The 25609-nt window shown below is 61.9% G+C and carries 27 protein-coding genes; 15 read left to right on the forward strand and 12 right to left on the reverse strand.

Going from position 1 to position 25609, the window contains the following annotated elements; genetic code table 11:
• Positions 1–9: 9 nt before the first annotated feature.
• Positions 10–1653, reverse strand: coding sequence for an ABC transporter substrate-binding protein (locus AACZ65_RS15510; RefSeq protein WP_339672339.1), 1644 nt, complete (start codon positions 1651–1653; stop codon positions 10–12).
• A gap of 263 nt (positions 1654–1916) precedes the next feature.
• Between AACZ65_RS15510 and aroC the strand changes: the two genes are divergently transcribed.
• A complete protein-coding gene (gene aroC / locus AACZ65_RS15515) occupies positions 1917–3020 on the forward strand; it encodes a chorismate synthase (protein ID WP_339672341.1) in 1104 nt (367 codons plus the stop codon).
• Between the two features lie 53 nt (positions 3021–3073).
• On the opposite strand, the gene AACZ65_RS15520 is transcribed toward aroC, so the two are convergent.
• The gene (locus AACZ65_RS15520) at positions 3074–3943 is read right to left on the reverse strand and encodes a DMT family transporter (protein WP_339672343.1); all 870 of its coding nucleotides are present in this window, start codon (positions 3941–3943) and stop codon (positions 3074–3076) included.
• An 83-nt stretch (positions 3944–4026) separates the two neighbouring features.
• Entirely contained in the window at positions 4027–4668 is a 642-nt protein-coding gene (locus AACZ65_RS15525) for a ribonuclease T2 (RefSeq protein WP_339672345.1), read from the reverse strand.
• A 131-nt stretch (positions 4669–4799) separates the two neighbouring features.
• On the opposite strand from AACZ65_RS15525, the gene AACZ65_RS15530 reads away from it, so the two are divergent.
• Positions 4800–5567, forward strand: a complete 768-nt coding sequence (locus AACZ65_RS15530) for a cell cycle transcriptional regulator TrcR (RefSeq protein ID WP_037273155.1) — start codon at positions 4800–4802, stop codon at positions 5565–5567.
• A gap of 69 nt (positions 5568–5636) precedes the next feature.
• Here the strand turns inward: AACZ65_RS15530 and AACZ65_RS15535 are convergent, their stop codons facing one another.
• The 4 genes from AACZ65_RS15535 to AACZ65_RS15550 form a co-directional block, all read right to left on the reverse strand.
• The gene (locus tag AACZ65_RS15535) at positions 5637–5993 is read right to left on the reverse strand and encodes a DUF1294 domain-containing protein (RefSeq protein WP_339672348.1); all 357 of its coding nucleotides are present in this window, start codon (positions 5991–5993) and stop codon (positions 5637–5639) included.
• 51 nt (positions 5994–6044) lie between these two features.
• Positions 6045–6638: a recombination mediator RecR gene (gene recR, locus AACZ65_RS15540; protein WP_339672350.1), complete on the reverse strand. Its 594-nt coding sequence runs from the start codon at positions 6636–6638 to the stop codon at positions 6045–6047.
• 67 nt (positions 6639–6705) lie between these two features.
• On the reverse strand, positions 6706–7050 hold the full coding sequence (locus AACZ65_RS15545; protein ID WP_037273999.1) for a YbaB/EbfC family nucleoid-associated protein: 345 nt from the start codon (positions 7048–7050) through the stop codon (positions 6706–6708).
• Positions 7051–7154: 104 nt separating this feature from the next.
• Complete coding sequence (locus AACZ65_RS15550; protein WP_339672352.1) at positions 7155–8921, reverse strand: DNA polymerase III subunit gamma/tau; 1767 nt, start codon at positions 8919–8921, stop codon at positions 7155–7157.
• Between the two features lie 133 nt (positions 8922–9054).
• On the opposite strand from AACZ65_RS15550, the gene AACZ65_RS15555 reads away from it, so the two are divergent.
• From AACZ65_RS15555 to AACZ65_RS15595, 9 genes are all read left to right on the forward strand, one after another.
• Entirely contained in the window at positions 9055–9543 is a 489-nt protein-coding gene (locus AACZ65_RS15555) for a protein-tyrosine phosphatase family protein (protein ID WP_339672354.1), read from the forward strand.
• Positions 9544–9658: 115 nt separating this feature from the next.
• Positions 9659–10036, forward strand: a complete 378-nt coding sequence (gene crcB, locus AACZ65_RS15560) for a fluoride efflux transporter CrcB (RefSeq protein WP_339672356.1) — start codon at positions 9659–9661, stop codon at positions 10034–10036.
• Positions 10033–11076: an RluA family pseudouridine synthase gene (locus AACZ65_RS15565; protein ID WP_339672358.1), complete on the forward strand. Its 1044-nt coding sequence runs from the start codon at positions 10033–10035 to the stop codon at positions 11074–11076. The genes crcB and AACZ65_RS15565 overlap by 4 nt, the downstream gene beginning before the upstream one ends.
• Positions 11073–11747, forward strand: a complete 675-nt coding sequence (locus AACZ65_RS15570) for an HAD-IA family hydrolase (protein WP_339672360.1) — start codon at positions 11073–11075, stop codon at positions 11745–11747. Before AACZ65_RS15565 ends, AACZ65_RS15570 begins: the two co-directional genes overlap by 4 nt.
• 3 nt (positions 11748–11750) lie before the next feature.
• Complete coding sequence (locus tag AACZ65_RS15575) at positions 11751–12473, forward strand: ATP12 family protein (RefSeq protein WP_339672362.1); 723 nt, start codon at positions 11751–11753, stop codon at positions 12471–12473.
• A gap of 204 nt (positions 12474–12677) precedes the next feature.
• Positions 12678–13697: an amino acid ABC transporter substrate-binding protein gene (locus AACZ65_RS15580; RefSeq protein WP_037273172.1), complete on the forward strand. Its 1020-nt coding sequence runs from the start codon at positions 12678–12680 to the stop codon at positions 13695–13697.
• 121 nt (positions 13698–13818) lie between these two features.
• Positions 13819–15033 carry an ABC transporter permease subunit gene (locus AACZ65_RS15585; RefSeq protein ID WP_037274004.1) on the forward strand — a complete coding sequence of 405 codons (1215 nt, stop codon included), beginning with the start codon at positions 13819–13821 and terminating at the stop codon, positions 15031–15033.
• Between the two features lie 2 nt (positions 15034–15035).
• Positions 15036–16325, forward strand: a complete 1290-nt coding sequence (locus tag AACZ65_RS15590; protein ID WP_037273175.1) for an amino acid ABC transporter permease — start codon at positions 15036–15038, stop codon at positions 16323–16325.
• A 14-nt stretch (positions 16326–16339) separates the two neighbouring features.
• Complete coding sequence (locus tag AACZ65_RS15595; protein WP_008281687.1) at positions 16340–17107, forward strand: amino acid ABC transporter ATP-binding protein; 768 nt, start codon at positions 16340–16342, stop codon at positions 17105–17107.
• Between the two features lie 100 nt (positions 17108–17207).
• Here AACZ65_RS15595 and AACZ65_RS15600 read toward each other — a convergent pair whose 3' ends face one another.
• The 4 genes from AACZ65_RS15600 to argB are packed head-to-tail and all read right to left on the reverse strand — an operon-like array spanning position 17208 to position 20366.
• Positions 17208–18323 (reverse strand): acetoin utilization protein AcuC, encoded by a 1116-nt coding sequence (locus AACZ65_RS15600; RefSeq protein WP_339672367.1) that lies wholly within the window; start codon positions 18321–18323, stop codon positions 17208–17210.
• Positions 18324–18330: 7 nt separating this feature from the next.
• Positions 18331–18819 (reverse strand): histidine phosphatase family protein, encoded by a 489-nt coding sequence (locus AACZ65_RS15605; protein ID WP_339672369.1) that lies wholly within the window; start codon positions 18817–18819, stop codon positions 18331–18333.
• Entirely contained in the window at positions 18816–19460 is a 645-nt protein-coding gene (locus AACZ65_RS15610) for a ferredoxin (protein ID WP_339672371.1), read from the reverse strand. The genes AACZ65_RS15605 and AACZ65_RS15610 overlap by 4 nt, the downstream gene beginning before the upstream one ends.
• Before the next feature lie 9 nt (positions 19461–19469).
• Positions 19470–20366, reverse strand: a complete 897-nt coding sequence (argB, locus tag AACZ65_RS15615) for an acetylglutamate kinase (RefSeq protein WP_037273184.1) — start codon at positions 20364–20366, stop codon at positions 19470–19472.
• A gap of 128 nt (positions 20367–20494) precedes the next feature.
• On the opposite strand from argB, the gene AACZ65_RS15620 reads away from it, so the two are divergent.
• On the forward strand, positions 20495–21226 hold the full coding sequence (locus AACZ65_RS15620; protein ID WP_339672374.1) for an SDR family oxidoreductase: 732 nt from the start codon (positions 20495–20497) through the stop codon (positions 21224–21226).
• Between the two features lie 161 nt (positions 21227–21387).
• Here the strand turns inward: AACZ65_RS15620 and AACZ65_RS15625 are convergent, their stop codons facing one another.
• Positions 21388–21867: a fasciclin domain-containing protein gene (locus AACZ65_RS15625; protein ID WP_339672376.1), complete on the reverse strand. Its 480-nt coding sequence runs from the start codon at positions 21865–21867 to the stop codon at positions 21388–21390.
• A 382-nt stretch (positions 21868–22249) separates the two neighbouring features.
• Between AACZ65_RS15625 and AACZ65_RS15630 the strand changes: the two genes are divergently transcribed.
• From AACZ65_RS15630 to msrQ, 3 genes are all read left to right on the forward strand, one after another.
• On the forward strand, positions 22250–23743 hold the full coding sequence (locus AACZ65_RS15630; protein ID WP_339672378.1) for an FMN-binding glutamate synthase family protein: 1494 nt from the start codon (positions 22250–22252) through the stop codon (positions 23741–23743).
• Between the two features lie 78 nt (positions 23744–23821).
• On the forward strand, positions 23822–24736 hold the full coding sequence (gene msrP / locus AACZ65_RS15635; RefSeq protein WP_339672380.1) for a protein-methionine-sulfoxide reductase catalytic subunit MsrP: 915 nt from the start codon (positions 23822–23824) through the stop codon (positions 24734–24736).
• Positions 24736–25338, forward strand: a complete 603-nt coding sequence (gene msrQ / locus AACZ65_RS15640) for a protein-methionine-sulfoxide reductase heme-binding subunit MsrQ (RefSeq protein WP_339672382.1) — start codon at positions 24736–24738, stop codon at positions 25336–25338. The genes msrP and msrQ overlap by 1 nt, the downstream gene beginning before the upstream one ends.
• The last annotated feature ends 271 nt before the right edge of the window (positions 25339–25609 follow it).

Raw genomic sequence — 25609 nt, forward strand, 5'->3', positions numbered from 1 at the left:
TGGGCGCGATCAGACGTCGAGCCAGACCTTTTCATAGTGCATTTCGCGGAACTGATGCGCCTGCACACCTTTGACCTTGTCGGTGTGGTGCAGCGCCTGATTGCGCCAGAAAGGCTGAATCACGGCACCGCTGTCTTGCAGCATCGCTTGCAGCTTGGCCGAATATTCGCGGCGCTTGTCGGCGTCGAAAATACCCAAGGCCTCATCCAGCAGCGCATCGAAATCGGGGTTTGTATGGCCCGATTCGTTCCAGGCTTCGCCCGATTTATAGGCTAGTGCCAGCACTTGAACGCCCAGCGGGCGCGGACCCCAGTTGGTGGTCGAGAAAGGATACTTGGTCCAGTCATTCCAGAAGCTGGCCCCCGGAATAACCGTGCGTTTGACGTTGAACCCTGCCTGACGCAGCTGATCGCCGATGGCGTCAGTGGTGGTGGTCCGCCAGTCGCCATCAATCGAGATAATGTCGATCTCGGTATCGCCATGCCCTGCGGCGCGCGCCATTTCGATAGCCTTGGCCGGATCCGCCGCAATTGCCGGCAGTTCAGCATATTCCGGATGGAAGGGCGCTACGTGGTGGTTCTCGGCCGGGATACCCTCTCCATTGATCGAAATAGCGAGCAGCACGGCATTGTCGCAGGCCAGTTGGATGGCGTTGCGCAATTCCTTGCTGTCATAGGGTGCGGTATCGGCGCGCATGCGCGCGACGATGGTGTTGGCTGTGGGCTTGGATTGCTTCACCAGACCAAGCGCATCGTAGGATTCAATGAAATCGGCGGTGGATTCGTCGTTGATGTCGATCTCGTCGCCATCAAATGCCGCCACGATAGACGCGTTGTCCTCGCCAAAGTCGATAAAGCGGATCCCGTCGAGATAGACGTCGCCGCCCCACCATTTGCCATCTTCGCGGCGCTTGTATTCCGCCGCCACGCCAATTTCGATCGACACAAGCTCGAACGGGCCGGTGCCGATGGGAGCCTTGGCCAAGTCGCCATCTTCACCAAAGCTGGGGTGGACGCAGAGTGCCGGATAGTCGGACATGCCCGCGATGATGGTGATATCGGGGCGCGGCAGGTTGAGTCGGACGGTATAGTCATCGACCCGCTCAATCGCGCCCTCAATTGCCTTGTTGGTCTCGGGGTCAATCAAGGTCCCCATGCGCGAAGCCATGGAATTGCCCTCGGCGGCCTTGTCGCACCAGCGGTTGAGGTTGTGGATGATGTCATCAGCGGTGAAGGCATCGCCATTGTTCCAAACGGCGTTCTGACGAACCTTCAGCGTATAGGTCTTGGCGTCGTCGCTGACCTCCCAGCCTTCCAGCAGCATCGGCTGAAAGCTGAAATCAGAGGCCCAACGCACCATCGGTTCGCAGAATTGGCGGGCAAGGTTGCCCGGCTCGGTCCATGCATATTTGCGCGGATCGGTGATATCCATCACGCGGCTGGCCACGCGCAGCACGCCGCCTTTCTTGCCCTCATGCTCGTGCGCCTGTGCCGGAGCGGCGAGGCCCAGGAGGCCGTAAGCTGCCGTTGCCGAGGCGCCAAAGGTCGAGGCAAGTGCCACGAATTCACGGCGGCTCATCTTGCCCGCGCGAGTGTCCTCGGCCATTTTGGCGACGATTGGGCGCACAGTCTCGTGCGATAGTTTGTTGGTCATTCTCTTCTCCCTGTTGATCTTTATGTTGAGCGGCTGTCGTTTTTTGGACAGTCTTGTCGCTAGTGTTAGCAGGGCCTGCGCTCTGCACCAGTGTTTTCTGATTGATCCGGTTTCAATTGATTTGGGCAACCTCACCAGTCTGACACGGGGCAAAGACTACCTTGATTCGGTCCCATAGATCGCCTGTTTGCGACAAAAGCCCGCCAAATTGGCTTGAGGCTGGCGCGGGCCGGGGCTAGATCAGCGCCAAAGGAGCCCCGCGCATGAGCCTCAACACGTTTGGACATCTGTTTCGTTTTACCACCTGGGGTGAAAGCCATGGGCCCGCGCTTGGGGCAACGGTGGATGGCTGTCCGCCGGGGGTGGCGCTGGACGAGGGGATTTTGCAGCACTGGCTGGACAAGCGCCGTCCGGGGCAGAACAAGAACATGACCCAACGCAACGAGCCGGATGCGGTGCGCATCCTGTCGGGCGTCTATGAGGGGCAGAGCACGGGCACGCCGATCCAGTTGATGATCGAGAACACCGATCAACGCTCGCGCGATTATGGCGAGATTGCCAAGACATTCCGCCCCGGGCACGCCGATATTACCTATCACCTCAAATATGGCCTGCGTGATCCGCGCGGTGGTGGTCGGTCTTCGGCGCGCGAGACGGCGGCGCGGGTGGCGGCAGGCGGTGTGGCACGCGCGGCCTTGGCAGCATTGGTGCCGGGGGTCGAGATCAAAGGCTATATGGTCGCCATGGGCGAGATGGAATTGGACCGCGCGCGGTTCGACTGGGCTGCGATTGACGGCAATGATTTCTGGCTGCCCGATGCGGCAGCGGCCCCTGCGTGGGAAGACTATCTGCAAACGCTGCGGAAGAAGCACGATTCGGTTGGCGCGGTGATCGAAATCGTTGCGCGCGGAGTGCCTGCGGGGCTTGGCGCGCCGATCTACGGCAAGCTCGATACGGATCTGGCCGCCGCGATGATGTCCATCAATGCCGTCAAAGGCGTCGAGATTGGCGAAGGCATGGCCGCCGCGCGTCTCACGGGCAGCGCCAATGCCGATGAGATTTTCATGGGTGAAAACGGCCCGGAATTCGCCTCGAACCACGCGGGCGGTATCCTTGGCGGGATTTCCACGGGCCAAGAGATCGTTGTGCGGTTCGCGGTCAAGCCAACGTCGTCGATCCTGACCCCGCGCCAGTCGATCACTGTGGATGGAAACCCTATCGAGGTCGTGACCAAAGGGCGACATGACCCCTGCGTCGGTATCCGCGCGGTGCCGGTGGGCGAGGCGATGATGGCCTGCGTAATCCTAGACCATCTGCTGTTGCACCGTGGTCAAGTCGGTGACGGGCCGCGCGGAAGGATCGGCTGAGTCCGTTTTCTTGAAAAGAAAACGGCCCGGAATCTTTCGAAAATTCCGGGCGCTCAGACTCGCCCTTGCCGGGACAGTTGCACCGCCAGAATCCCGCCCATGATCACCAAGACCCCGATCAGGTCGCCCAATCGCAGGGCTTCGTTCAAGAGCACAGCGGCGATCGCTACGCCAAAGAACGGGTTGAGGAAATGAAAGGTGGCGGCGCGCGTTGCGCCAATGCGCTCGACGAGCAGGAACCAGACCAACGTGGCGGCGAGGCCGGGAACGAGCGTGGTATAGAGAAACGCCACGACAAGCCGCGTGCTCCACTCGATTACGAGGGGTTCGGTGGCAAGGCCGATAGAGCCGGTCAGAACCGCGCCCACCATCATCTGCAATCCCACGACCATCAGAAAATTGCCCCCCGATGCCGCACCGCGCACCGCCAGCGTGGCAAAGGCCAATGCAAAAACCGCGATCACGCAGAGACCCACGCCATAGAGGTCCATCCCCCCCTGAAGCCGTGCGCCCATGATGATCACCACGCCGCCTAGCCCGGCAAAGAGGCCGAAAATACCGATCTTGCCCAGCCTCTCGCCCAGAAAGGCCCAGCTAAAGAATCCAACGATCAGCGGCATGGTCGATGCGATAATGGCTGCGAGCGATGCCTCGATCGTCTGCATCGCCACGAAATTCAGCCCGAGATAGAGCGCGTTCTGGCAAATGCCGAAAACGATCGTCGCGCGCCATTGCGCGCGTGTCAGCCGCCACGTTTGCCCCAGAATCAGGGCTATGGCGATGCCGATCACTCCCGAGATCAGGAACCTCAGGCCAAGCGCGGTGAGTGGCGGTGCGGCAGAGACAATGATCCGAGCCGAGGTAAAGGCCGAGGACCACATGAGCGCAAAGCCCAGCCCCATGAGGATTGCCCGGATATCCATGTCTTGCCTGTCCCGTCTGATGCGCGCGTTTGGCGCGACCATTCAGGAATTGCAGGCGGGGTTCAAGGGGCGATGCGGGATGATCACCGGATCGGATCAAAGAGCGCGTCGCGCATGGCGCAATCGCGCACAACATCGACGCCGCAGGGCACCGGGGTCAGATCGCGCGAAAGACAAAGCCGCGCCTCTTGGATGCGTCCCTCGCGGCAGGTGATGGTCAGCATGTCAGGCTCCAACCCCGGATTGGCCTTGAGAAACGCCTCTTCGACCACCTTGGCGGGCAGTTTCACTGGTTTGGTGAGCTTGCGAAATACCTCTGGCCGGGTGACACGGTCAAATGCCACGCGCGACAGCGCGAAATAGTCGGCGGCACTCAACCCCGAGCACGAGCCGTGTTTCTTCCATTGATACCAGGCAAGGCCCGCGCTTCCCATCACATCTTCCATCGCGCGGGTCATGGCGCGGGTGGGGGGCGCATGTGCGCTTTGGCAATGTTCTGGCCAGCCACGATGATACTGCGGCCAAAGCCCATGCAGAACCCAGCCGGTATCGGCGGCATCGTCACATTGTGTCGCGTCCCGCGCATCGCCCTCAAGCGCGCACCAGGTCGGCGACCAACTGAGGCTAAGTACATAGTAATCGAAGACGCCCGACCGGTGGGATTGCGCGGCAGCGGACAAGGGCAGCAAGAAAAGGCAAAGAAACAAGGCAACGGACACACGCATTCTTAGGTCTTTCATTTTATCGGCAAGGCCAGTATAAGGCCGCCAAGTTCCCCTACAATGGAAACCCGTTCCGGCCCGCCGGAACCGCCTTTCAGGCGCCGGGGAAGTTTTGGGTAAAGGAGACCTGAGAAATGTCAAAGCCGATCATGGCCAAGGCCACAGCTGTCTGGCTGGTGGACAACACGACAATCAGTTTCAAGCAGATTGCAGATTTCTGCGGCATGCACGAATTGGAAGTGCAGGGGATCGCCGATGGCGATGTGGCCGCAGGTGTTAAAGGCTTTGATCCGATTGCCAACAATCAGTTGACGCAGGACGAGATCGACCGCGCCCAAGCAAGCCCGCTACACAAGCTCAAGCTCAAGTTCAATGCCGCTGCCCAAGGTGAAGAGACCCGGCGGGGCCCGCGGTACACTCCGCTGTCGAAACGGCAGGATCGCCCCGCGTCGATCCTGTGGCTCGTCAAGTTCCATCCCGAACTGGCCGACAGCCAGATTGCGCGCCTTGTGGGCACGACGAAGCCGACCATTCAGGCGATTCGCGAGCGCACACATTGGAACATCGGCAGCATCCAACCGATCGACCCCGTGGCGCTCGGCCTGTGCAAACAGTCCGAGCTGGATGCCGCTGTGCAAAAGGCCGCGGCGAAAAAGGCCAAGGAGGGGGCGGCGCTGACCGATGACGAGCGTCGCAAGCTCTTGAGCACCGAGCAGAGCCTCGAGGCTGATCTCGAGCCGCGCATGCCGACGGCAATGGAAGGGTTGGAGAATTTCACCCTCGGGCAGGATTACCACCCGGAAGTGCGTGAAAAGAAATACGACGCAGACAGCTTCTTTAACCTGCCGGCCTCGGATGATGACGACGATGAGGAAGAGGACAGTGGCCGCCGTCGCCGTTGAGCCGGAAATTTTTGCAAATGTTCGAATGGCCCGTGAGGAAACTCCGGGCCATTTTCTTGTGAACGGCGGTTAGGCTGCGGCTATCAAGCTGGCGGCAAGGCCGAGGACATAGCTGGTGGCCTCTGTCAGAATGTTCATGACCGAGGCGCGAAATTCGGGGAGGACGAGCGCCCCGAGAAACCCGACATGCAGCACCGCAATGGCATTGAGCGAGGTGCGAAACGGTTCCTTGCGGGTCTTGTGGCGAAAGATGCCTTGGCCGGTCTTGGCCCCCAGCGATCCGCCGATCAGGCAGAGTGTCAACAACGTGCTCTCGGGCACGCGCCAGCGCCGCTCAATGGCGCATCGCTTGTCCCACCAGAACAGCGCCAGCGTGAGCAGGTTGAGGGCCAAAAGATAGAGCAGGATCAAGGTCAGTGGCGACATGGCTTTGAATATTGGTTCATCGACTTGGGAGCGCGTAAAGATCAGGGCGGGTCACAGACGCTTGCGGGCCGCGAGGGCCGCGCTGATCGTGCCGTCGTCGAGATAGTCCAACTCGCCGCCAATGGGAACACCTTGTGCGAGGGACGTAAGCGTGACTTTGCCGTCAAGCTGATCCGCGATGTAATGCGCGGTGGTCTGCCCTTCGATCGTGGCATTGAGGGCCAGAATCACCTCGGTGATTTCCTCTGCCTCGACCCGCGCCATCAGGGCCGGAATACGCAAAACCTCGGGGCCAACCTGATCCAGCGCCGAGAGTGTACCGCCCAGCACATGATACCGCCCTTTGAAGGACTGTCCACGTTCCATCGCCCAAAGATCGGCCACATCCTCGACCACGCAGATTTGGCCATTGGCGCGTTTGGTATTGGTGCAGATGTCGCACACCTCGGTGGTGCCGATATTGCCGCAGGTGGCACATTCCCGCGCCGTATCCGCCACGGTCTGCATCAGCCGCGCCAGAGGCGAGAGCAACAATGCGCGCTTGCGGATCATGTGTAGAACTGCGCGCCGGGCCGACCGGGGGCCAAGCCCCGGAAGGCGGGCCATCATGTCTATGAGGGCGTCTATGTCGCGGGTGCTGCTCAATCTCTGGCTCCGCTCAGGGGACAGGCGTTGGTGTTTTTGAGTATTTAGGCCAAAAAGAAACAGCGTCTCAGAAAGGCAACTTCATGTCCTTGGGCAGGCCCATGCCTTCGGTGATCTTGCCCATTTCCTCTTGGGCGCGGGCCGATGCCTTAGCCTGTGCGTCCTTGATCGCGGCGAGGATCAGATCCTCGACGACCTCTTTGTCATCGGAGTTGAAGATAGAGGGGTCAATGTCGAGCGCCTTGAGCTCCCCCTTGGCGGAGCAGGTCGCCTTGACCAGACCGGCACCGGATTCACCCGTCACCATGATCGTGTGCATTTCTTCCTGCAACGCGGCCATCTTCTTTTGCATTTCCTGCGCGGCCTTCATCATCTTGGCCATGTCGCCCATCTGGCCCAAACCTTTGAACATGCTGTGATCTCCTGTGGCTTTGGCCCTCGGGTCGGGCCATGGAATGAGGATGCTGTCTTTAAACATATCTGCAGGGGAATGGCGACAGGCAAGAGCGGCGCGGTTTAGTCCTCTTCAAACGGATCCCATTCATCCTCAACCTCTGGCAGAGCCTCGGTCTCGGCGTGGGTTGCGATGTCTTGGACCGTTTTAACGCGAGCGATCTTGGCTCGTGGAAAGGCAGCAAATACCGCCTGCACCAGCGGATGTTGCCGGGCCTCGGTCTCGGCTGCATCCTCGGCCGCGTGGCGCGCCTCGAGAATGGTGGGGGCTGTGGCCGAATTCACGAGAGTTACGGCCCAGCGATTTCCGGTCCAGCGTTGCAGTGCGCCGCCGAGACGCTGCGCCAGATCACCGGGGGCATCTGGCGTGGGGGTGAATTCGATCCGGCCAGGGCGGTAATTGGCAAGGCGGATAGAGCCCTCGACCTCAAGAAGGAGTTTCACGTCGCGATTGGCGCGAATGAGCTCCAGCACATGCTCGAAGGTGGGATAGCGCGCCAGCGCCTCTTCCGGGTCTTGGGCCAGAAGGGGCGAGGCGCCGCCTTGTGACACGGGGCCAGTCGGGCCGGAATGGGTAAGCGTGTAGCTTTGGCCTTGGGCATGGGTGGCTTGGTTCGGAGCAGTTTGAGGGCGTGCGCCCCCGCCACTGCCGGGTCCGGTGGGCGGCGCGTCTTGCAGGCGGCGCACGAGGTCCTCCGGTGTTGGCAGGTCGGCTACATGGGTGAGGCGGATCACCGCCATTTCGGCAGCCATCATCGCATTGGGCGATTGCCCGACCTCATCCAGCGCCTTGAGCAGCATTTGCCACATCCGGGTGAGCACGCGCATTGGCAGCGATGCGGCCATGTCCAGCCCGCGTGCACGCTCGTCCGGGCCGATGGTGGGATCGTTGGCTGCGTCAGGGGTGATTTTTACAACGGAAACCCAATGGGTTATCTCGGCCAAGTCGCGCAGGACCGCCAGCGGATCGGCACCTTCGGCATATTGCGCGCTGAGTTCGGAGAGCGCGCCAGCCGCGTCACCCCGCAGGATCATGTCGAAGAGGTCGAGCACCCGGCCCCGGTCCGCCAGCCCGAGCATGGCGCGGACCTGATCCGCCGTGGTTTCGCCCGCACCATGGGAAATTGCCTGATCCAGCAAAGAGGTCGCATCGCGGGCAGAGCCCTCTGCCGCGCGGGTGATGAGGGCCAGTGCGTCATCGGTGATCTGCGCGCCCTCGCGGTCGGCGATGCGGCGCAGCAGCGCGATCATCACCTCGGGCTCGATCCGGCGCAGGTCAAAGCGTTGGCAGCGCGACAGCACCGTCACCGGCACCTTGCGGATTTCGGTGGTGGCGAAAATGAACTTTACATGCGCGGGCGGCTCTTCCAGCGTCTTGAGCAAGGCGTTGAAGGCATTGACCGAGAGCATGTGCACTTCGTCGATGATATAGATCTTGTAACGCGCTGATGCCGCGCGATAATTCACGCTTTCGATGATCTCGCGGATGTCGCCCACGCCGGTGCGGGAGGCCGCGTCCATCTCCATCACATCGACATGTCGGCCCTCCATGATGGCGCGACAATGTTCGCATTGGCCACAAGGCTCGGTCGTGGGGCCACCCTGCCCATCGGGGCCGATACAGTTCATGCCCTTGGCGATGATGCGGGCCGTCGTGGTTTTGCCGGTGCCACGAATCCCAGTCATTATAAAGGCTTGCGCGATGCGGTCGGCCTGAAATGCGTTCTTGAGGGTGCGCACCATCGCGTCTTGCCCGACCAGATCGGCAAAGGTTTCGGGCCGGTATTTCCGCGCGAGAACCTGATAGCCGGGAGTTGGGGTGTCGGACATGGGGTGCCTTTGCGGGATTCGGATACGCCTGTAACGTAAGGCGGGGGGGCGGAGGCGTCCACCTTGCTTTTTGCGAGCGATATGACAAAGCTGAAGGCAGGCAGAGGAAAATTGCGATCAAGGTGTTGGCTGCGTGAGTGATTTCATCATCTACGCCCTGCGGGTTGGCGGGGGCACTCTGGCGCTGGCGCCCTTGCCGGGGGCGGCGGGGAACTATGCCGCCGACCTCGCGCATATCCGTGACTGGAAGCCAGCCATGGTGGTATCCCTGACCACGCCCGCCGAGATGTTGAGTGCGGGGGCCGAGACCCTAGGCAATGACGTGCAGGAGGCTGGGACCCGATGGGTGGCATTTCCAATCCCGGATTTCGGCGTGCCGGACCCTAGCCAGATCGAGGCGTGGATTAAGACCAGTCACGATATTTCCCGCGCTCTGGCCGGGGGCGGGCGCGTTCTGGTGCACTGCCGGGGGGGCTGCGGACGGTCGGGAATGGTGGCGCTGCGCTTGATGATTGCGCAGGGTGAGGAGCCTGAGGCGGCGCTGGAGCGATTGCGCCATATCCGGCCCTGCGCGGTGGAAACCGAGGCGCAATTGCGCTGGGCGCGGCGTGGGGCGGGCTGAGCGTCGGCTTACGAACCTTACAAAATCGGGCGAATTTGTGCAGGTCTGGTGCCTTGCGCTGCTAGACCGGGTGGCGCGCTTGACAAACCACCATCCGCGCGCGACAGACGCGGGCATGATGACAGCTTTCCTTCAGGTGGCCGTAGGAGGCGCGATCGGCTCTTGCTTGCGCTACAGCGTGGTGCTCTTGGCACAGCGTTGGACCGCGCCGGGTTTCCCGGTGGGCGTACTCGGTGTTAACATCGTCGGGTCGTTCCTGATGGGGCTGGCGGTAGTGATCCTTGCGCAGCGGGGGACAGGGCAGATGAGCCCCTTGGTCATGACCGGCCTCTTGGGTGGGTTCACGACGTTTTCGGCGTTCTCGCTCGAAGCCTTCACACTCTGGGAGCGAGGGCAGGCGATGGCGGCTTTGGGATATGTCGGCCTGTCGGTGGGATTGTCCATCGGGGCCTTGATTTTGGGCGTCTGGTTGGCGCGGGGGTTTTTCGCATGAGCGGTGTGCAGACGCGGGTTGTTGGACCGGATGAGGGCGATCAGCGGTTGGACCGGTGGATCCGGCGGCTGTTTCCGCATGTCGGCCAAGTGCAGATCGAGAAGATGTGTCGCAAGGGCGAGTTGCGGGTTGATGGCGGGCGGGTGAAACCGGCGACGCGGCTGGAAGTGGGACAGAGCGTGCGTGTTCCCCCATTGCCCGATGTCGATGAGCGCCCCACGGGGGCCTTGGCGCGGATCAGCCCGGCGGATGCCAAGATGATCCAGTCCTGTGTTATCTATCGCGACGATCACATCATTGCGCTGAACAAGCCGCCGGGCCTGCCGGTGCAAGGCGGCAGCAAGCAGTTGCGGCATGTGGACGGGTTGGCGGAGGCGCTGCGTTTTGGCGCCGAGGACAAGCCGCGTCTGGTGCATCGCCTGGACAAGGATACGTCGGGCGTATTGCTTCTGGCGCGCACCCGCGAGGCGGCCAAGGGCCTGACGGCGGCGTTCCGGCATCGCAACACGCGCAAGATTTACTGGGCGGCCGTGGCGGGCGTGCCCACGCCGCGCATGGGCACGATCCGATTTGGTCTGGTCAAGGCGCCGGGCCATGGGGCCAAGGGCGAGGGCGAAAAGATGCTCTGCCTGCATCCGCGCGACATTGACGCCACGCCGGGTGCCAAGCCCGCGACCACCGATTATGCCGTGATCGAGGCGGCGGGCGCGCGCACGGCGTGGATGGCGCTGATCCCGGTGACGGGGCGGACACATCAGCTGCGCGCGCATATGGCCGAGATCGGGCATCCCATCGTCGGCGATGGCAAATATGGCGGATCAGGGCAGGAGAACCTTGGCGATGGCTGGGGCGCGCAACTGGGCGGCGATGTAAGCCGCAAGCTGCATCTGCATGCCCGATCGCTCAAGATCGAGCATCCTGTGACCAAGGCCATCCTGCATGTCACCGCCCCCTTGCCCGAGCATATGGCGCGGACATGGGACCTGTTTCAATGGGTGCCGTCCGAGGCACCGGAGGATCCGCTCGAGGATATGGCATGAGCCGTCCCTTGCGTCTGGTGATCTTTGATGTCGATGGCACGCTGGTAGATAGCCAAGGCGATATTCTGGCGGCGATGCGGTCCGCGTTTGATCGCGCGGGAGAGCCTGCACCGGAGCGCGAGATGATCCTGAGCATTGTCGGTCTGTCGCTCGATGTGGCGATCCCGCGTCTGGCGCCGCACCTGCCCGGCGATGTGCAGGCGCGCATCGTGGCGTGGTATAAAGAGGCCTATATGGGATTGCGATTAGAGACTGGCGTGCAAGCGTCCTCTCCGCTCTATCCGCATGCGCTCGATACGCTCAAGGCGCTGCATGCGGTGCCTGAGACCTTGCTGGGCGTGGCCACCGGCAAATCGGCGCGGGGACTCGACAAGCTTTTGGATGGGCATGACCTACGGTCGTATTTCGTCACGCGGCAGGTGGCGGACCATCATCCGTCAAAGCCGCATCCCTCGATGCTGCGCGCCGCGCTGGCAGAAACCGGGGTGTTGCCGGAACATGCGGTGATGGTGGGCGATACGAGTTTCGATATGGAGATGGCGCAGGCGGCGGGGATTGCGGGCATTGGTGTAGCCTGGGGTTATCACCGGCCTGACGCGCTGAGGGCTGCGCGCGAAATCGTGCAGGATTTCCGGGCGCTGCCCGAGGCGATTGCGCGGGTTTGGGGGTAGGCGATGAGCGAATGGAAAGCCAAGCGGTTCTGGAAAGAGGCGGGGGTTGTCGAGGAGGAAGGCGGATTTGGTGTGCGCCTGGATGGGCGCGCGGTGCGCACCCCGGCCAAGGCCGCGCTGATCGTGCCAACGCGGGTCTTGGCCGAGGCGATTGCCGCCGAGTGGGACGCGCAGGAGGGCAAGATCGACCCCGGCACGATGCCCTATACCCGGTCTGCCAATGCCGCCATCGACAAGGTGGCGCGGCAGAAATCCGAGGTGGCAGAGATGCTGGCGGCCTATGGCGACAGCGATCTGATCTGTTATCGGGCAACCGGCCCCGTGGAACTGATCGAAAAACAGGCAAAGGCGTGGAATCCGCTCCTGGATTGGACCGAATCGGTCCTGTCTGCGAAGCTACTTGTGGTTGAGGGCGTGGTGCATGTGCCGCAGGATGCGGCAGCGCTGGCGCGGTTGCGGGCGCATGTTGACGCCCTTGATATATGGGCATTGACCGCATTTCACGATCTTGTGAGCCTGAGTGGCTCGCTTGTGATCGGTTTTGCCGCGCTGGACGGGTTTTACCCCGCAGAAACGCTCTGGAACCTCTCGCGGGTGGATGAAACCTGGCAGGCAGAGCAATGGGGTAGCGACGAAGAGGCCGAAGAGATGGCGGCCAGGAAACAATCTGACTTTATTCACGCCAAGCGGTTTTATGATCTTTCGCGCAAGGATCGGGCAATCTGATCGCTGGGTGGCTGACGCAACGGCAAGGGCGGGTTTGGCCGGTGTTCCACATAGGGTTTGGTGAACAAAGACTTGACGTTTCGTGATGAATCCACACAAACTTGGCGTCACTGAGAGGGGTGAAAGCCCTGCCAACAGTGTCACAATGGGCCGATTGGCCCGACAAACCGCTCTTTAAGGGCGGATAATCAGGAAGAGGTAAACATGAAAAAAACCGTATTTTTGGGCGCGCTGACGGTGGCCGGCCTTGCGGCTGGCGCTTCTGCGGCTGCCACGTTGGATGACGTGAAGGCCCGCGGCAAGCTGAACTGTGGTGTGACCACCGGCCTCGTGGGCTTTGCCGCTCCCGATGCAAACGGTGTTTGGGAAGGTTTTGACGTGGCTGTGTGCCGTGCCGTTGCCGCTGCCGTGCTGGGCGATGGCAATGCCGTTGAATTCGTGCCGACCACCGGCAAGACACGCTTTACCGCGCTTGCCTCGGGCGAGATCGACATGCTGGCGCGCAACACCACCTGGACCTTTTCGCGCGACACCGACCTCAAGTTCGATTTCGTCGGCGTGAACTACTATGACGGTCAGGGTTTCCTTGTGCCCAAGTCGCTGGGTGTCAGCTCTGCCAAGGAGCTGGACGGCGCGACGGTTTGCATCCAGACAGGCACCACCACCGAGCTGAACCTTGCGGATTTCTTCCGTGCCAACAACATCAGCTATGAGCCGGTGCCGATCGAGACCAACGCCGAAGGTCAGCAGCAGTATCTGGCAGGTGCCTGCGATACCTACACGACCGATGCGTCGGGTCTGGCATCGACCCGCGCCGCGTTCGAGAACCCGACGGATCACGTGATCCTGCCGGAAATCATCTCGAAAGAGCCGCTGGGCCCGCTGGTGCGCCATGGCGACAACGACTGGGGTGATATTGTGCGCTGGACGTTCTACGCGCTGGTCGCTGCCGAAGAAATGGGCATCACCTCGGCCAATATCGGCGAGCTGTCGGCGGCACCGGGTGCAAACCCGGAGATCAACCGTATCCTCGGCACCGAAGGTGAACTGGGTGCGATGATCGGCCTCGACAACGAGTGGGCCAAGCGCGCGATTTCCGTCGGCGGCAACTACGGCGAGATCTTTGAAAAGAACATCGGCGAAAAGACCCCGATCGGTCTGGCCCGTGGTCTGAACGCACAGTGGACGCAGGGCGGCATCATGTATGCCCCGCCGTTCCGTTAAGCGAACCTGACGAGGGGCGCGGGATACTTCCCGCGCCCTTTTCACCTTAAGACCACTTAAAAATCGGCCCACGGCAGAGATGCCGATAAAAATCCGGGTTGAAACACAGGGAAAATCCCAGATGACAACGATGACCGACCCTCCTAAGGCGTCGTTTCAGCTATCTATGCTGATTTACGATACGCGGTATCGCTCTTACACCTTCCAATTCATCGCGCTTGTTTTGTTGATGCTGCTGCTTGGCTATCTTGGGGCCAACCTTGTCAGCAATCTGGCCGCGCAGGGGCAGAACATTTCTTTCGACTTCCTGAGCAGCCCCGCGAATTACGACATCAACCAGCGGCCCATCGAGTACGACAGTCAGTCGAGCCACTTGCGCGCCTCGGTGGTGGGGGTGATCAACACGTTGATCGTGGCGTTTCTGGGCTGTGCGACGGCGACGGTTTTCGGGGTCACGGCCGGTGTGCTGCGGCTCTCGCCCAACTGGCTGGTGCGCAAGCTGATGGCCTTTTATGTCGAGATCTTTCGCAACATCCCGGTGCTGATCTGGATCCTCATCATATTTACCGTGATGACGGCGGTGATGCCCGCGCCCAACCAGTTTCGGGGTGAGAACCCGGATGCGTCGATGCTGTTCGATGCCTTCGCCTTTACCAATCGGGGGGTCTATGTGCCCGCGCCCGTCTGGGGGCCGGGATCGCTGGTGGTGGTTCTGACATTCCTTGCGTCGGTGATCGGCGTCTTTGCCTATCGCCGGTATGCGACCAAGCTGCTTTATGACACCGGGCGGCTCTTGCCGATGGGCTGGCCCTCGCTGGTGATCCTGTTCGTGCCGACGGTGCTGATCTATTTTGTGCTTGGTCAGCCGATCAGCCTTGCATACCCGGCGCTCAAGGGGTTCAACTTTGATGGCGGTCTTCATATTCGCGGCTCTTTGATCGCGCTGTGGTTCGCGCTGGCGATCTATACCGGCGCCTTCATCGCGGAAAACGTGCGCGCGGGTATTCAGGCGGTAAGCAAGGGGCAGACGGAAGCGGCGGCGTCGCTTGGCCTACGGCCCAAGCGGATCATGAACCTGGTGATCCTGCCGCAGGCACTGCGGGTGATCATCCCGCCACTGATTTCGCAATACCTGAACCTGACCAAGAACTCTTCGTTGGCGATTGCCGTGGGTTACATGGATGTGACCGGCACCTTGGGGGGGATCACGCTAAACCAGACGGGGCGCGCGATTGAATGCGTGCTGATGCTGATGTTGTTCTATCTGACGATCAGCCTCGCCATTTCGGCGATCATGAACGTCTACAACAACTCGATCAAGCTGAAGGAGCGTTGAGCATGTCCCGTGATCAATTCGCCTTTGTGCGCAAGCACATGCTGCCCGAAGCGCCGCCGCCCGCGACGCAAACCGGCGCTATCAAATGGCTGCGTGAGAACCTGTTTTCCTCGCCGGGCAATGCGTTGCTGACGATTGTGTCGGCCTATGTGGTGTTTCAGATTGTTATCTCGGCGACACCGTGGTTTCTGAACGGGGTCTGGGACAGCCCGAGCCTGTCGGCCTGTCGAGAGATTCTGGATGGCAAGACCGGGGCCTGTTTCGCGGTGCTGAGTGAGCGTTGGAACCAGCTCTTGTTCGGGTTCAAATATCCATCCGAGCTATACTGGCGTCCGGGTCTGGCGTTCTTGTTGTTGTTCATTGCTGCTGCACCGGTGCTCTTTGGCAAGATATTCCCGCGCAAGATGCTGATCTTTACCGGGCTTTACCCGTTCGTTGCCTATTGGCTGATTTGGGGCGGGTCCCTGATGGTGCCGATCTTTGCCCTCTTGGGCGTTCTGGTAGGTGCCTTCGTCTATCGCCGCATGGTGACGGTCAACGCTGGTATTGCCGTGATCGTCGCGTTCGTGGCGGCGCTCGTCTTCTGGATTCTGTCGGGCTATGTGACCGCGCCGATGGAAAATGTGCTGGCGATTGAGGCTGTGGCCTCGCGCGATATGGGCGGGTTCATGATCAACCTGATGCTGGGGGTGGTCTGTGTGTCGCTGTCCTTGCCCCTGGGCATCCTGCTGGCCCTCGGGCGGCAATCGAGCATGCCGATCATCAAGTGGATCTGCGTGGTCTTTATCGAGTTCATTCGCGGTGTGCCGCTGATCACGCTCTTGTTCGTGGCCAATGTGGTGCTGGCATATTTCCTGCCGCCGGGGACGAATTTCGACCTGATCCTGCGGGTGATCATCATGATCACGATGTTCTCTTCGGCCTATATCGCCGAGGTGATCCGGGGGGGGCTCGCCGCGCTGCCGCGCGGGCAATACGAGGCGGCGGATAGTCTGGGACTGGACTATGCGCAGGCGATGCAGCTGATCATTCTGCCGCAAGCGCTCAAGATCTCGATTCCGGGCATCGTCAACGTGGCGGTGGGCCTCTTCAAGGATACGACGCTGGTCTCGGTCATCTCGATGTTCGACATCGTGGGCATGATCCGGGGTCCGATCCTGGCCTCGTCCGAATGGAACGGGGTCTATTGGGAGCTCTTTGGCTTTGCCTGCGTCCTCTTCTTCATCACCTGCTACGGTATCTCGCAATATTCCCAGTGGCTGGAGCGTCAGCTTCGCACGGATCATCGGTAAGGAGGGTCACGGATATGGCCGCAGAAACACAAATGAATGTCTCGGATCAGGTTGCCGTCGAGATTACCAAGATGAACAAGTGGTATGGCGCGTTTCACGTGCTGCGCGACATTGATCTGACTGTCTATCAGGGCGAGCGGATCGTGATCGCGGGTCCGTCGGGATCGGGCAAATCCACGCTCATCCGGTGCATCAACGCGCTGGAAGAGCATCAGAAGGGCAAGATCACGGTCGATGGCACGCTTCTGTCCAATGACCTCAAGAATATCGACAAGATCCGGTCAGAGGTTGGCATGGTGTTCCAGCACTTCAACCTGTTTCCGCATCTGACGATTCTGGAGAATTGCACGCTGGCCCCCATTTGGGTGCGCAAGACGCCCAAGCGCGAGGCCGAGGAAGTGGCGATGCATTTCCTGGAAAAGGTCAAGATCCCCGAGCAGGCCAATAAATATCCCGGCCAACTCTCGGGCGGGCAGCAGCAACGGGTGGCGATAGCACGCTCCTTGTGCATGCGGCCCCGGATCATGCTCTTTGACGAGCCGACATCGGCGCTCGACCCCGAGATGATTTCCGAGGTGCTCGATACGATGATCCAACTGGCCGAAGAGGGGATGACCATGCTCTGCGTGACCCACGAGATGGGGTTCGCGCGCAAGGTGGCGAACCGGGTGATCTTTATGGATCAGGGGCAGATCGTCGAGCAGAACGAACCGGAAGAGTTCTTCAACAATCCGCAGTCGGACCGGACCAAGCTGTTCCTGAGCCAGATTCTGGGGCACTGACGCAAGGATGGGGGCGCTGCCCCCCGTCGCCTGACGGCGACTCCCCCGAGGTATTTGGGGCCAGATGAAAGGGGTGGCGCTCGTGCCGCCCCTTTTTTCGTCAGACCCAAGTGCTGCGGCGTGCGCGCAGATGTTGGACGGCTGTGCGCAGGTCATCGGCGATAGGGCCGGGGCGCGGGGCGTCGCGCAGCGTATCGATGAGGCTGTCGTCGGGTAGGGCCGGGCGGCGCGTCCATGAGAGGGCCGCAAGGATGGCGCGGGCGGGTTCGGGCAAGCGGTCGGGGATTTCGTAGGTGTTGAGCGTGGCCCAGACACCGGACCAGAGGCGGCCCACGGTCCAGGGATTGTAGCCGCCGCCGCCCAAGGTGAGGAGGCGCGGGGCGAGCGGGCGCAAGAGCGCCGCCGCTTCCCAATGGGCGTTGTTGGAAAGGCAGAGGCGCGACAGCGGGTCTTCGGTCACGGCATCGGCACCGCATTGCAGGACGATGGCTTGGGGATGGAAGGCCTGCACGGCGGGAAGGATGACCTCGTGCAGGGCCATGGCAAAGCCGCTGTCATTGGTGGCGCGGGGCAGGGGCAGGTTGATGGCATGGCTGCCCGCGCGGTCGTCCAGCGTGCCGGTGAAAGGCCAGCGCCCGGCCTCGTGGGTGGAGATCATCAACACGCGGGGCTCATTGGGAAAGGCCGCCGCGACCCCGTCGCAGTGATGCGCGTCGATATCGACATAGGCGATGCGGCTGAGGCCCTGGGCCAGAAACGCCTTGATCGCCAGCACCGGGTCGTTGAGGTAGCAAAACCCGCCCGCGTGATCGGCCATGCCGTGATGCGTGCCGCCACCGGGATTATAGGCCACGCCGCCGTTGGCCAAGAGGTCGGTGGCGAGCAGAGACCCACCGGCGGCGGTGGCGGGGCGGCGGAACATTTCCCCAAAGATCGGGTTGGAGAGCGTGCCGATCTGGTGGCGGGCGCGGATTTCTGGTGTAACCTGACCGGATGTTTCGGCCGCTTGTAACGCCGCGATATAGGCCGGGGTGTGCCATGGGGTCAGCGCCTGCGGCTTGGCGCGGGGGCTGGTGCGATACTGCGACTGCGGCAACCAGCCGAGAGCGCGGCAAAGGTCGATCACCGTGGGCACGCGCGGGATCGAGAGCGGGTGGCGCGCCCCGTAAGAGGAGCCGCGATAGATCTCTGATCCGATAAAGACGGGCGGTTGCATCAGCCCGTTATGGCAGGTCGTGGGGCGTGAGGAACTGCAGCGCAGAGCCGGTGCCGGGCTGAAGGGCGGACCAATCGGCGATGTCGAACTGTACCAACAGGGCGGCCCCGGTTGGGTAGTCTTCGAAACGATCGTGATCGGGTGCATTGGCCACCAGAAGGACCGCGAATTCGGCGATGCCGGGATTATGAGCCAGCATGAGGACAAGATCACCGCTAGCGCGGCGCAGGACCGCGAGCATCTCGTCCGCTTCGGCGAGATAGAGCGAGTCGATGAGGTCCGGTGCTGTGTCGAGCTTGAGCCGGGCGCAGGTTTCCTGTGTGCGAACGGCGGAGGAACAGAGGATTTGGTCGGGGTGCTGATTCTGCGCCCGGAGCCAGTGACCGAGGGCGGTTGATGCCTTGCGCCCGCGCGCATTGAGAGGGCGGGCGCTGTCGGGGAGGCGAGAATCGCCCCAATCGGATTTGGCGTGACGCATCAGAATGAGGGTCTTCATCCGAAATACCCCATGTGAAAGGCGGATTGTTCTTCGCGGCGACCATAGGATTGGCTGAGCGGGCAGGCGCGGCGCACCGCACAGCCGCGCGCGCGGCAGTCATTGCCGGGGCGGTCGAGATCGGATTTGCAGGCCGGGACGTTATAGGCGTCCGGGCGCAGGGCATCGACCGGGCAGGCGCGCAGGCAGGGCTGATCCGGGCAGGTGTCGCAGGGGCGCGGGCCGGAGGGTGGCAGGGCAAAGCGGTCGCGAAAGGCGAGCGCGCCGCGATAGGAGATCATCAGACCGGCCGCGTCATGCACCAGAAGGCCCACGGGCGAGGGCCAGGCGCGGGCGCTGCGCCGCGCCCAATTGGTGAAGGGCTGCCAGGGGGGACCGGAAAAGGGGAAAAGCGGCGTGGCCCCGAGCGCGTCAGCCATGGCGGTGATGACACGGGCCGACCAGCGGTTCATCGGGTCGCGCGTGCCGTCCAAGTATTCGGGCGTGGCGGTGAAATGATCCCAAAAGCCCGGCTCGGCGGGGCTGAGCAGCACGAGGGTTTGCAGGCCGGGTATCTCATCGGGCGCCAGATGCAGCGCGCCCGAAGCGGTCAGGTGATGCGCGCCCGCAAGGTCAAAGAGCGCCGGGGGCAGGGCGGGCACGCGCGCGGCTCAGCTCTGGCTGGAGCGGGGCACACGGGGGGTGTTGTTCCCCCGGATGAGCGAGCCTGCGCCATGTTCGGTGAAAAGCTCGAGCAGGGTCGCATTCGGCGCGCGCCCGTCGAGGATGACCACCGCGCGCACGCCGCCCTCGATGGCGGCAAGGGCGGTTTCGGTCTTGGGGATCATGCCGCCCGCGATCACGCCGTCACGGGTCATCTGGCGAATCTGCTCGGCGCTGAGTTCGGTGACAACGCGGCCCTCGCCATCGCGCACCCCGTCGATATCGGTGAGCAGAAGCAGGCGGTCGGCCTTGAGGGCGGCGGCCACGGCACCTGCGGCGGTGTCGCCGTTGATGTTGTAGGTCTCGCCTTCGTGGCCCGCGCCCAAGGGGGCGATGACGGGGATCATATCGGCGGCAAAGAGCGTGTGCAGGATGGTGGGGTCAATCTCGGTCGGTTCGCCGACAAGACCCAGGTCGGGATGCGAGGGCGTGCAGGTGATGAGCCTTGCATCCTTGCCCGAGAGGCCCACGGCACGCCCGCCCTGACCGTTGATCGCGGCCACGATGCGTTTGTTGACCTGACCAGAGAGGACCATTTCCACAACTTCCATGGTGGCGGCGTCGGTCACGCGCTTGCCATTCACGAATTCCGACTTGATCTCCAGTTTTTCGAGCATCTGGTTGATCATCGGCCCGCCGCCATGGACGATCACCGGGTTGACGCCGACCTGACGCATCAGCACCACGTCGCGCGCGAAGGTCTCCATCGCCTCGTCGCTGCCCATGGCGTGCCCACCGAGTTTGATCACGACAATCGCGCCGGTGTAGCGTTGCAGATAGGGCAGCGCCTCGGAGAGGGTGCGGGCGGTGGCGATCCAGTCGCGATTCATGTCTCTGGCCTTCATGCTGATCTCCGACGCGGGGTTGCGTCCTTCATTACAATCTGCGCGGGGTGGTGCCAAGGCCCGTTGCGGGCGGGCCGCAAAGCGCTAAGGTTGAGCGCAGGGGATCCCGCGAACGAAAGAGGGGGCGCATGTCCGAGACCAAAACGCTGTTGCTGACGGGGGCAAGTCGGGGGATTGGGCATGCCACGGTGCGGCGGTTCAATGCGGCGGGGTGGCGGGTGATCACCTGTTCGCGGCAGCCTTTTCCAGCGGAATGCCCCTGGGGAGGCGGGGCCGAGAACCATATCCAGATGGATCTGGCGGACCCCAATGACGTAATCGCCAAGGTCGAAGAGTTACGCGCGCGGCTGGGCGGGCGGCTGGACGCGCTGGTCAATAACGCGGGGATTTCCCCCAAAGGGCCAAATGGCGAGCGGTTGGATACCTTTACCACCGATCTGCGGACCTGGGGACAGGTGTTTCACGTCAATTTCTTTGCCTCAGTGGTTTTGGCGCGCAGTTTGCGAGATGAACTGGCGGCGGCGCGCGGCGCGGTGGTCAATGTCACCTCGATTGCCGGAAGCCGCGTGCATCCCTTTGCCGGCGCGGCCTATGCCACGTCCAAGGCGGCGTTGGTGGCGCTAACGCGCGAAATGGCGCATGATTTCGGCCCCTTGGGCGTGCGGGTCAATTCCATTGCCCCTGGAGAAATCCGCACCGCAATCCTGTCTCCGGGCACCGACAAGTTGGTCGAGAGCATCCCGATGCGGCGGTTGGGCGAACCCGATGAGGTGGCCAACACGATCTTTTTTCTCTGCTCCGAGGGGTCGTCCTATATTTCCGGGACAGAGATCGAGATCAACGGCGCGCAGCATGTCTAGAGCGGGTTTCGTCTGATCGGGGGCACATTGCCCCAGCCTCTGAACCGGGGCGAGGTCCCGGGTCAAGCCCGGGACGGGTGTGGTTTCGAGTGAGGGCGACACGTGCTGACGAAACGGGGCGGCCCATGGGCCGCCCCGCCGCTGCCGATCGTGAGTGGTGGTTATTTCGGCAGGATGACGCTGTCGATCACGTGGATCACGCCGTTGCTGGCCTCGATGTCCGCCTGCACCACCTTGGCGCCATCGACGGTTACGCCATTGGTTGTGCCGATGGTCACGTCGGTGCCCTGCACGGTGGTGGCGGTCATGCCATCCGAGAGATCGCCCGACATCACCTTGCCCGGCACCACGTGATAGGTGAGGATTGCGGTCAGCTTGTCCTTGTTCTCGGGCTTGAGCAGGTCCTCGACCGTGCCTGCAGGCAGGGCTGCAAAGGCATCATCGGTGGGAGCAAAGACGGTGAAGGGGCCTTCGCCCTTGAGCGTATCGACAAGGTCAGCGGCCTGCACGGCGGCGACAAGCGTCGAGAAGCTCTCGTTGCCGGCGGCGATGTCGACGATGTCCTTGCCGTGGTTGTCGGCAAAGGCCGGGCCGGACATCAGGGCGGCGGCGGTCAGGGCGAGATAGGTTCTGCGAAACATGGTTTGCGTCTCCGTTTAAGTGTTCGTTTTCACGACCCCGGGATCGGGATCATGTGAGGCGTACGGCACGGGACGGGGATTGGTTCACCGGGGGTTTCCGCCGATGCGGTTTGACCTGCGGGATCTGCCCGCTAAGCTGGGCCTGTCAGAAAATTCCAGTCACGTTTTTGTGAAGAGGCGGAAATTATCCCGTAGGCTGCGGGTCTTTGAGCCGGGTTTCCCGCCGTATCTGCGCGAGGCAGGCGAAAGGCCTGAATCGCGCCCGGATCTGATGAAACAAGGTGCAAAGACACCGTTTGCACGCTTGTTTGACGCGCTGGAATGGCGCAGGTTGCGCGCAAGGCGCCTCTTACGGCGTGGGCGGGATCATTGGAGTTTTCAGATGGGGTATGTGACGCAGATCCTAGAGGTTCTGGCGCTGTTGTTCGTGTTCGCCTTGGGCGCGGTCGTGCTGGCGGTGGTGCTGTTCTATATCCTAGACAGAACGCAACCCGGCGATGCGATCCGGCGCAATTATCCGGTGATCGGGCGGTTTCGGGGACTGTTCACCAAGCTGGGCGAGTTCTTTCGCCAGTATTTCTTTGCCATGGACCGCGAGGAGATGCCGTTCAACCGCGCGCAGCGCGATTGGGTCAGTCATGCGACCAAGGGGGCTGGCAATACGATTGCCTTTGGCTCTACACGTAATCTCGGGGTGCCGGGCACGCCCATCTTTGTGCCTGCGGTGTTTCCGCCGCTGGATGATCAGTTTGCAACCACGGCGCCAATGCAGATCGGGCCAACGGCGGCGATTCCCTATATGGCCAAGTCGATCTTCAACATCTCGGGCATGAGCTATGGCGCGATTTCGCGCCCGGCGGTCGAGGCGCTGAGCCGGGGTGCGGCCAAGGCGGGCATCTGGCTGAACACCGGCGAGGGGGGGCTGAGCCCGTTTCATTTGGTTGGCAATTGCGATCTCGTCTATCAGATCGGCACCGCCAAATACGGTGTGCGCGATGCGCTGGGCAATCTGAGCGATGCGCGGCTGCGTGAGGTGTCGGACAATCCCTGCATCAAGATGTTCGAGCTGAAGCTGGCGCAGGGCGCCAAGCCCGGCAAAGGTGGCATCCTGCCCGGTGAAAAGGTCAACGATGAGATTGCCGCCATTCGCGGGATCGAGATCGGCAAAGACAGCATTTCGCCCAACCGGCACGCCGATATCAATGACTATGGCGAGCTGTTGGACGTAATCGGCCATATCCGGCAGGTGACGGGCCGCCCGGTCGGGTTCAAGACCGTGATCGGATCGTCCGAGGCATGGGAGCCACTCTTTGAGATGATCATGGCGCGCGGGCCGGATTGCGCCCCGGATTTCATTGCGATTGACGGCGGTGAGGGGGGCACGGGGGCTGCCCCTATGCCGCTGATGGATCTGGTGGGCATGCCCATTCGGGATGCGTTGCCGCGCATGGTCGATTTGCGGGATCGCTATGGGCTGAAAGAGCGCATTCGCATGATTGCGGCGGGCAAGCTGATCAATCCCGGCGATGTGGCCTGGGCGATTTGCGCAGGCGCGGATTTCGTCACCTCGGCGCGCGGCTTTATGTTCAGCCTCGGCTGTATTCAGGCGCTGAAATGCAATCGCAACACCTGTCCGACCGGCATTACCACCCATGACCCCTATTTGCAGCGCGGTCTGGTGGTGGAGGACAAATACGTCAAGGTCGCCAATTACGCCAAATCGGTAATCAAGGAGGTTGAGACCATCGCCCATTCGGTCGGCGTGGCCGAACCGCGCCTGATGCGGCGGCGGCATGTGCGGCTGGTACAGGCGGATGGCACCTCGGTCGCGTTCAACAAAATCCGGCCAAGTTACAATGCGGACGCGGCTTTGTGACCGCACGTTAAGACCCCTGTGCTGGCGAGGACCGTGTCTGCCTCTATATGTATACGGGGAACCCATAGGAGACATGACATGGCCCATCGCTGGAAAAACACCCTCAGTCTAAAGGACGTCACGCCCGAGTCGGCGTTTCTCAATCGCCGCCAGTTGATCGCCGGGGCGGCGGCGGGTGTGGGCCTCAGCCTTGGGGGAACGCGTGCGCGGGCCGAGACGCAGGCCGATACGTTGACGCCCAATGATTGGGACGACATCACCACCTATAACAATTATTATGAGTTCGGCACCGACAAGGGCGATCCGGCTCGTAATGCACGCACGCTGACGGTGTCACCCTGGAGCGTGACGATCGACGGTCTGGTGGACCGTCCCGGCGCCTATGACTTTGACGAGATCATGGCCAAGATGACCATCGAGGAACGGCTCTATCGCTTTCGCTGTGTCGAGGCCTGGTCGATGGTCGTGCCGTGGAACGGATTCGAACTGGCCGACCTTCTCGATCTGGCGGGCGTCCAGAGCGCCGCGAAATACGTGGCCTTCGAGACCGTGCTGCGCCCCGATGAAATGCCGGGGGTGCGCTATCCGGTGCTCGACTGGCCCTATGTCGAGGGGCTGCGTCTGGATGAGGCGCTGCATCCGCTGACGATCATGGCCACGGGCATTTATGGTCGCGACATTCCCAATCAGAACGGCGCGCCGTTGCGTCTGGTCGTGCCGTGGAAATACGGGTTCAAGTCGATCAAGTCGGTGGTTCGGATCACCCTGACCGACAAGGAGCCGCCGACAAGCTGGAACAAGGCCAATGCCCGCGAGTATGGCTTCTATAGTAATGTGAACCCCGAGGTGAATCACCCGCGCTGGTCGCAGGCCTCGGAACGGCAGATTGGTGGCGGGCTGTTCTCTGCGCGCGTGCCCACGCTCATGTTCAACGGTTATGGGGATGAGGTGGCGCGGCTCTATGCTGGCATGGACCTGAAAAAGAACTTTTGATGATGCAAGACCGGATCAACGGGTTGGCGCGGCGGGTGCCGGTCTGGGTGGTGTGGTTGCTTGGGCTCGTACCGGCGGTCTGGACCTTCTATCTGGGTCTGACCGGCGGGCTTGGGGCCGAACCGATCAAGGCGCTGGAGCGGGAGCTGGGTGAGGTCGCCTTGCAGCTGGTGATCCTTGGTTTGTGCATCACTCCGCTGCGCCGTTATCTGGGCGTTAACCTGATCCGGTTTCGCCGGGCGGTGGGATTGCTGGCCTTTACCTATGTGTCCCTGCATCTGCTGGTCTGGCTGGTGCTGGATGTGCAGATCTGGGCACAGATATGGGTGGATATTCTCAAGCGGCCCTATGTGACGGTCGGCTTTACCGCGTTCCTGATGATGATCCCCTTGGCGCTGACCTCGAATGACCTGTCGCTGCGGCGGCTTGGGCCGCGTTGGCGGGCGTTGCACCGGCTGACCTACGCGGTGGCGATTCTGGCTGCGGTGCATTTCATCTGGCTGAGCAAAGGCTTTCAGATCGAACCGCTGGTCTATCTGGCCGTGATTCTGGCTCTGTTGGGGCTGAGATGGCGACCGATGCGGCAGAGTCGTCGGGTTTGAGTCGGACGCTCTTGGCCGGATTTACCGGGTTTTGGGGGTAAGTCTGTGGATAACCCCAGATGTAGGAGAGAGTCGCAATTTCCGTGAGTAATAATGTTACGCGAGGTACCGAAAATCTTGCCGATCTTTCCCCTAACCCCTTAATATTCCGTAAAAAACCGGGTTCGTGAAAAAAAGATGACAAAAGCCAAAAAAAGGGGTTGCGGGTCTGAGCCTCTAACCGTAAATACCCCTTCACCGGCGCTGCTGAGGCGGTTGCTGGGACGCGGAA

Origin of the sequence: uncultured Roseovarius sp., assembly GCF_963972555.1 — a bacterium.
GTDB lineage: Bacteria > Pseudomonadota > Alphaproteobacteria > Rhodobacterales > Rhodobacteraceae > Roseovarius > Roseovarius mucosus.

Excerpts from the sequence above, each read along its gene's own strand:
- AACZ65_RS15510 (WP_339672339.1), bottom strand. The coding sequence starts at position 1,653 with ATGACCAACAAACTATCGCACGAGACTGTGCGCCCAATCGTCGCCAAA.
- AACZ65_RS15600 (WP_339672367.1), bottom strand. The coding sequence starts at position 18,323 with ATGCAACCGCCCGTCTTTATCGGATCAGAGATCTATCGCGGCTCCTCT.
- AACZ65_RS15630 (WP_339672378.1), top strand. The coding sequence starts at position 22,250 with ATGGGGTATGTGACGCAGATCCTAGAGGTTCTGGCGCTGTTGTTCGTG.
- aroC (WP_339672341.1), top strand. The coding sequence starts at position 1,917 with ATGAGCCTCAACACGTTTGGACATCTGTTTCGTTTTACCACCTGGGGT.
- AACZ65_RS15585 (WP_037274004.1), top strand. The coding sequence starts at position 13,819 with ATGACAACGATGACCGACCCTCCTAAGGCGTCGTTTCAGCTATCTATG.
- argB (WP_037273184.1), bottom strand. The coding sequence starts at position 20,366 with ATGAAGGCCAGAGACATGAATCGCGACTGGATCGCCACCGCCCGCACC.
- msrP (WP_339672380.1), top strand. The coding sequence starts at position 23,822 with ATGGCCCATCGCTGGAAAAACACCCTCAGTCTAAAGGACGTCACGCCC.
- AACZ65_RS15530 (WP_037273155.1), top strand. The coding sequence starts at position 4,800 with ATGTCAAAGCCGATCATGGCCAAGGCCACAGCTGTCTGGCTGGTGGAC.
- AACZ65_RS15580 (WP_037273172.1), top strand. The coding sequence starts at position 12,678 with ATGAAAAAAACCGTATTTTTGGGCGCGCTGACGGTGGCCGGCCTTGCG.
- AACZ65_RS15590 (WP_037273175.1), top strand. The coding sequence starts at position 15,036 with ATGTCCCGTGATCAATTCGCCTTTGTGCGCAAGCACATGCTGCCCGAA.
- AACZ65_RS15550 (WP_339672352.1), bottom strand. The coding sequence starts at position 8,921 with ATGTCCGACACCCCAACTCCCGGCTATCAGGTTCTCGCGCGGAAATAC.
- AACZ65_RS15605 (WP_339672369.1), bottom strand. The coding sequence starts at position 18,819 with ATGAAGACCCTCATTCTGATGCGTCACGCCAAATCCGATTGGGGCGAT.
- AACZ65_RS15545 (WP_037273999.1), bottom strand. The coding sequence starts at position 7,050 with ATGTTCAAAGGTTTGGGCCAGATGGGCGACATGGCCAAGATGATGAAG.
- AACZ65_RS15565 (WP_339672358.1), top strand. The coding sequence starts at position 10,033 with ATGAGCGGTGTGCAGACGCGGGTTGTTGGACCGGATGAGGGCGATCAG.
- AACZ65_RS15575 (WP_339672362.1), top strand. The coding sequence starts at position 11,751 with ATGAGCGAATGGAAAGCCAAGCGGTTCTGGAAAGAGGCGGGGGTTGTC.
- AACZ65_RS15520 (WP_339672343.1), bottom strand. The coding sequence starts at position 3,943 with ATGGATATCCGGGCAATCCTCATGGGGCTGGGCTTTGCGCTCATGTGG.
- AACZ65_RS15625 (WP_339672376.1), bottom strand. The coding sequence starts at position 21,867 with ATGTTTCGCAGAACCTATCTCGCCCTGACCGCCGCCGCCCTGATGTCC.
- AACZ65_RS15570 (WP_339672360.1), top strand. The coding sequence starts at position 11,073 with ATGAGCCGTCCCTTGCGTCTGGTGATCTTTGATGTCGATGGCACGCTG.
- AACZ65_RS15535 (WP_339672348.1), bottom strand. The coding sequence starts at position 5,993 with ATGTCGCCACTGACCTTGATCCTGCTCTATCTTTTGGCCCTCAACCTG.
- AACZ65_RS15620 (WP_339672374.1), top strand. The coding sequence starts at position 20,495 with ATGTCCGAGACCAAAACGCTGTTGCTGACGGGGGCAAGTCGGGGGATT.
- crcB (WP_339672356.1), top strand. The coding sequence starts at position 9,659 with ATGATGACAGCTTTCCTTCAGGTGGCCGTAGGAGGCGCGATCGGCTCT.
- AACZ65_RS15525 (WP_339672345.1), bottom strand. The coding sequence starts at position 4,668 with ATGCGTGTGTCCGTTGCCTTGTTTCTTTGCCTTTTCTTGCTGCCCTTG.
- msrQ (WP_339672382.1), top strand. The coding sequence starts at position 24,736 with ATGATGCAAGACCGGATCAACGGGTTGGCGCGGCGGGTGCCGGTCTGG.
- AACZ65_RS15595 (WP_008281687.1), top strand. The coding sequence starts at position 16,340 with ATGGCCGCAGAAACACAAATGAATGTCTCGGATCAGGTTGCCGTCGAG.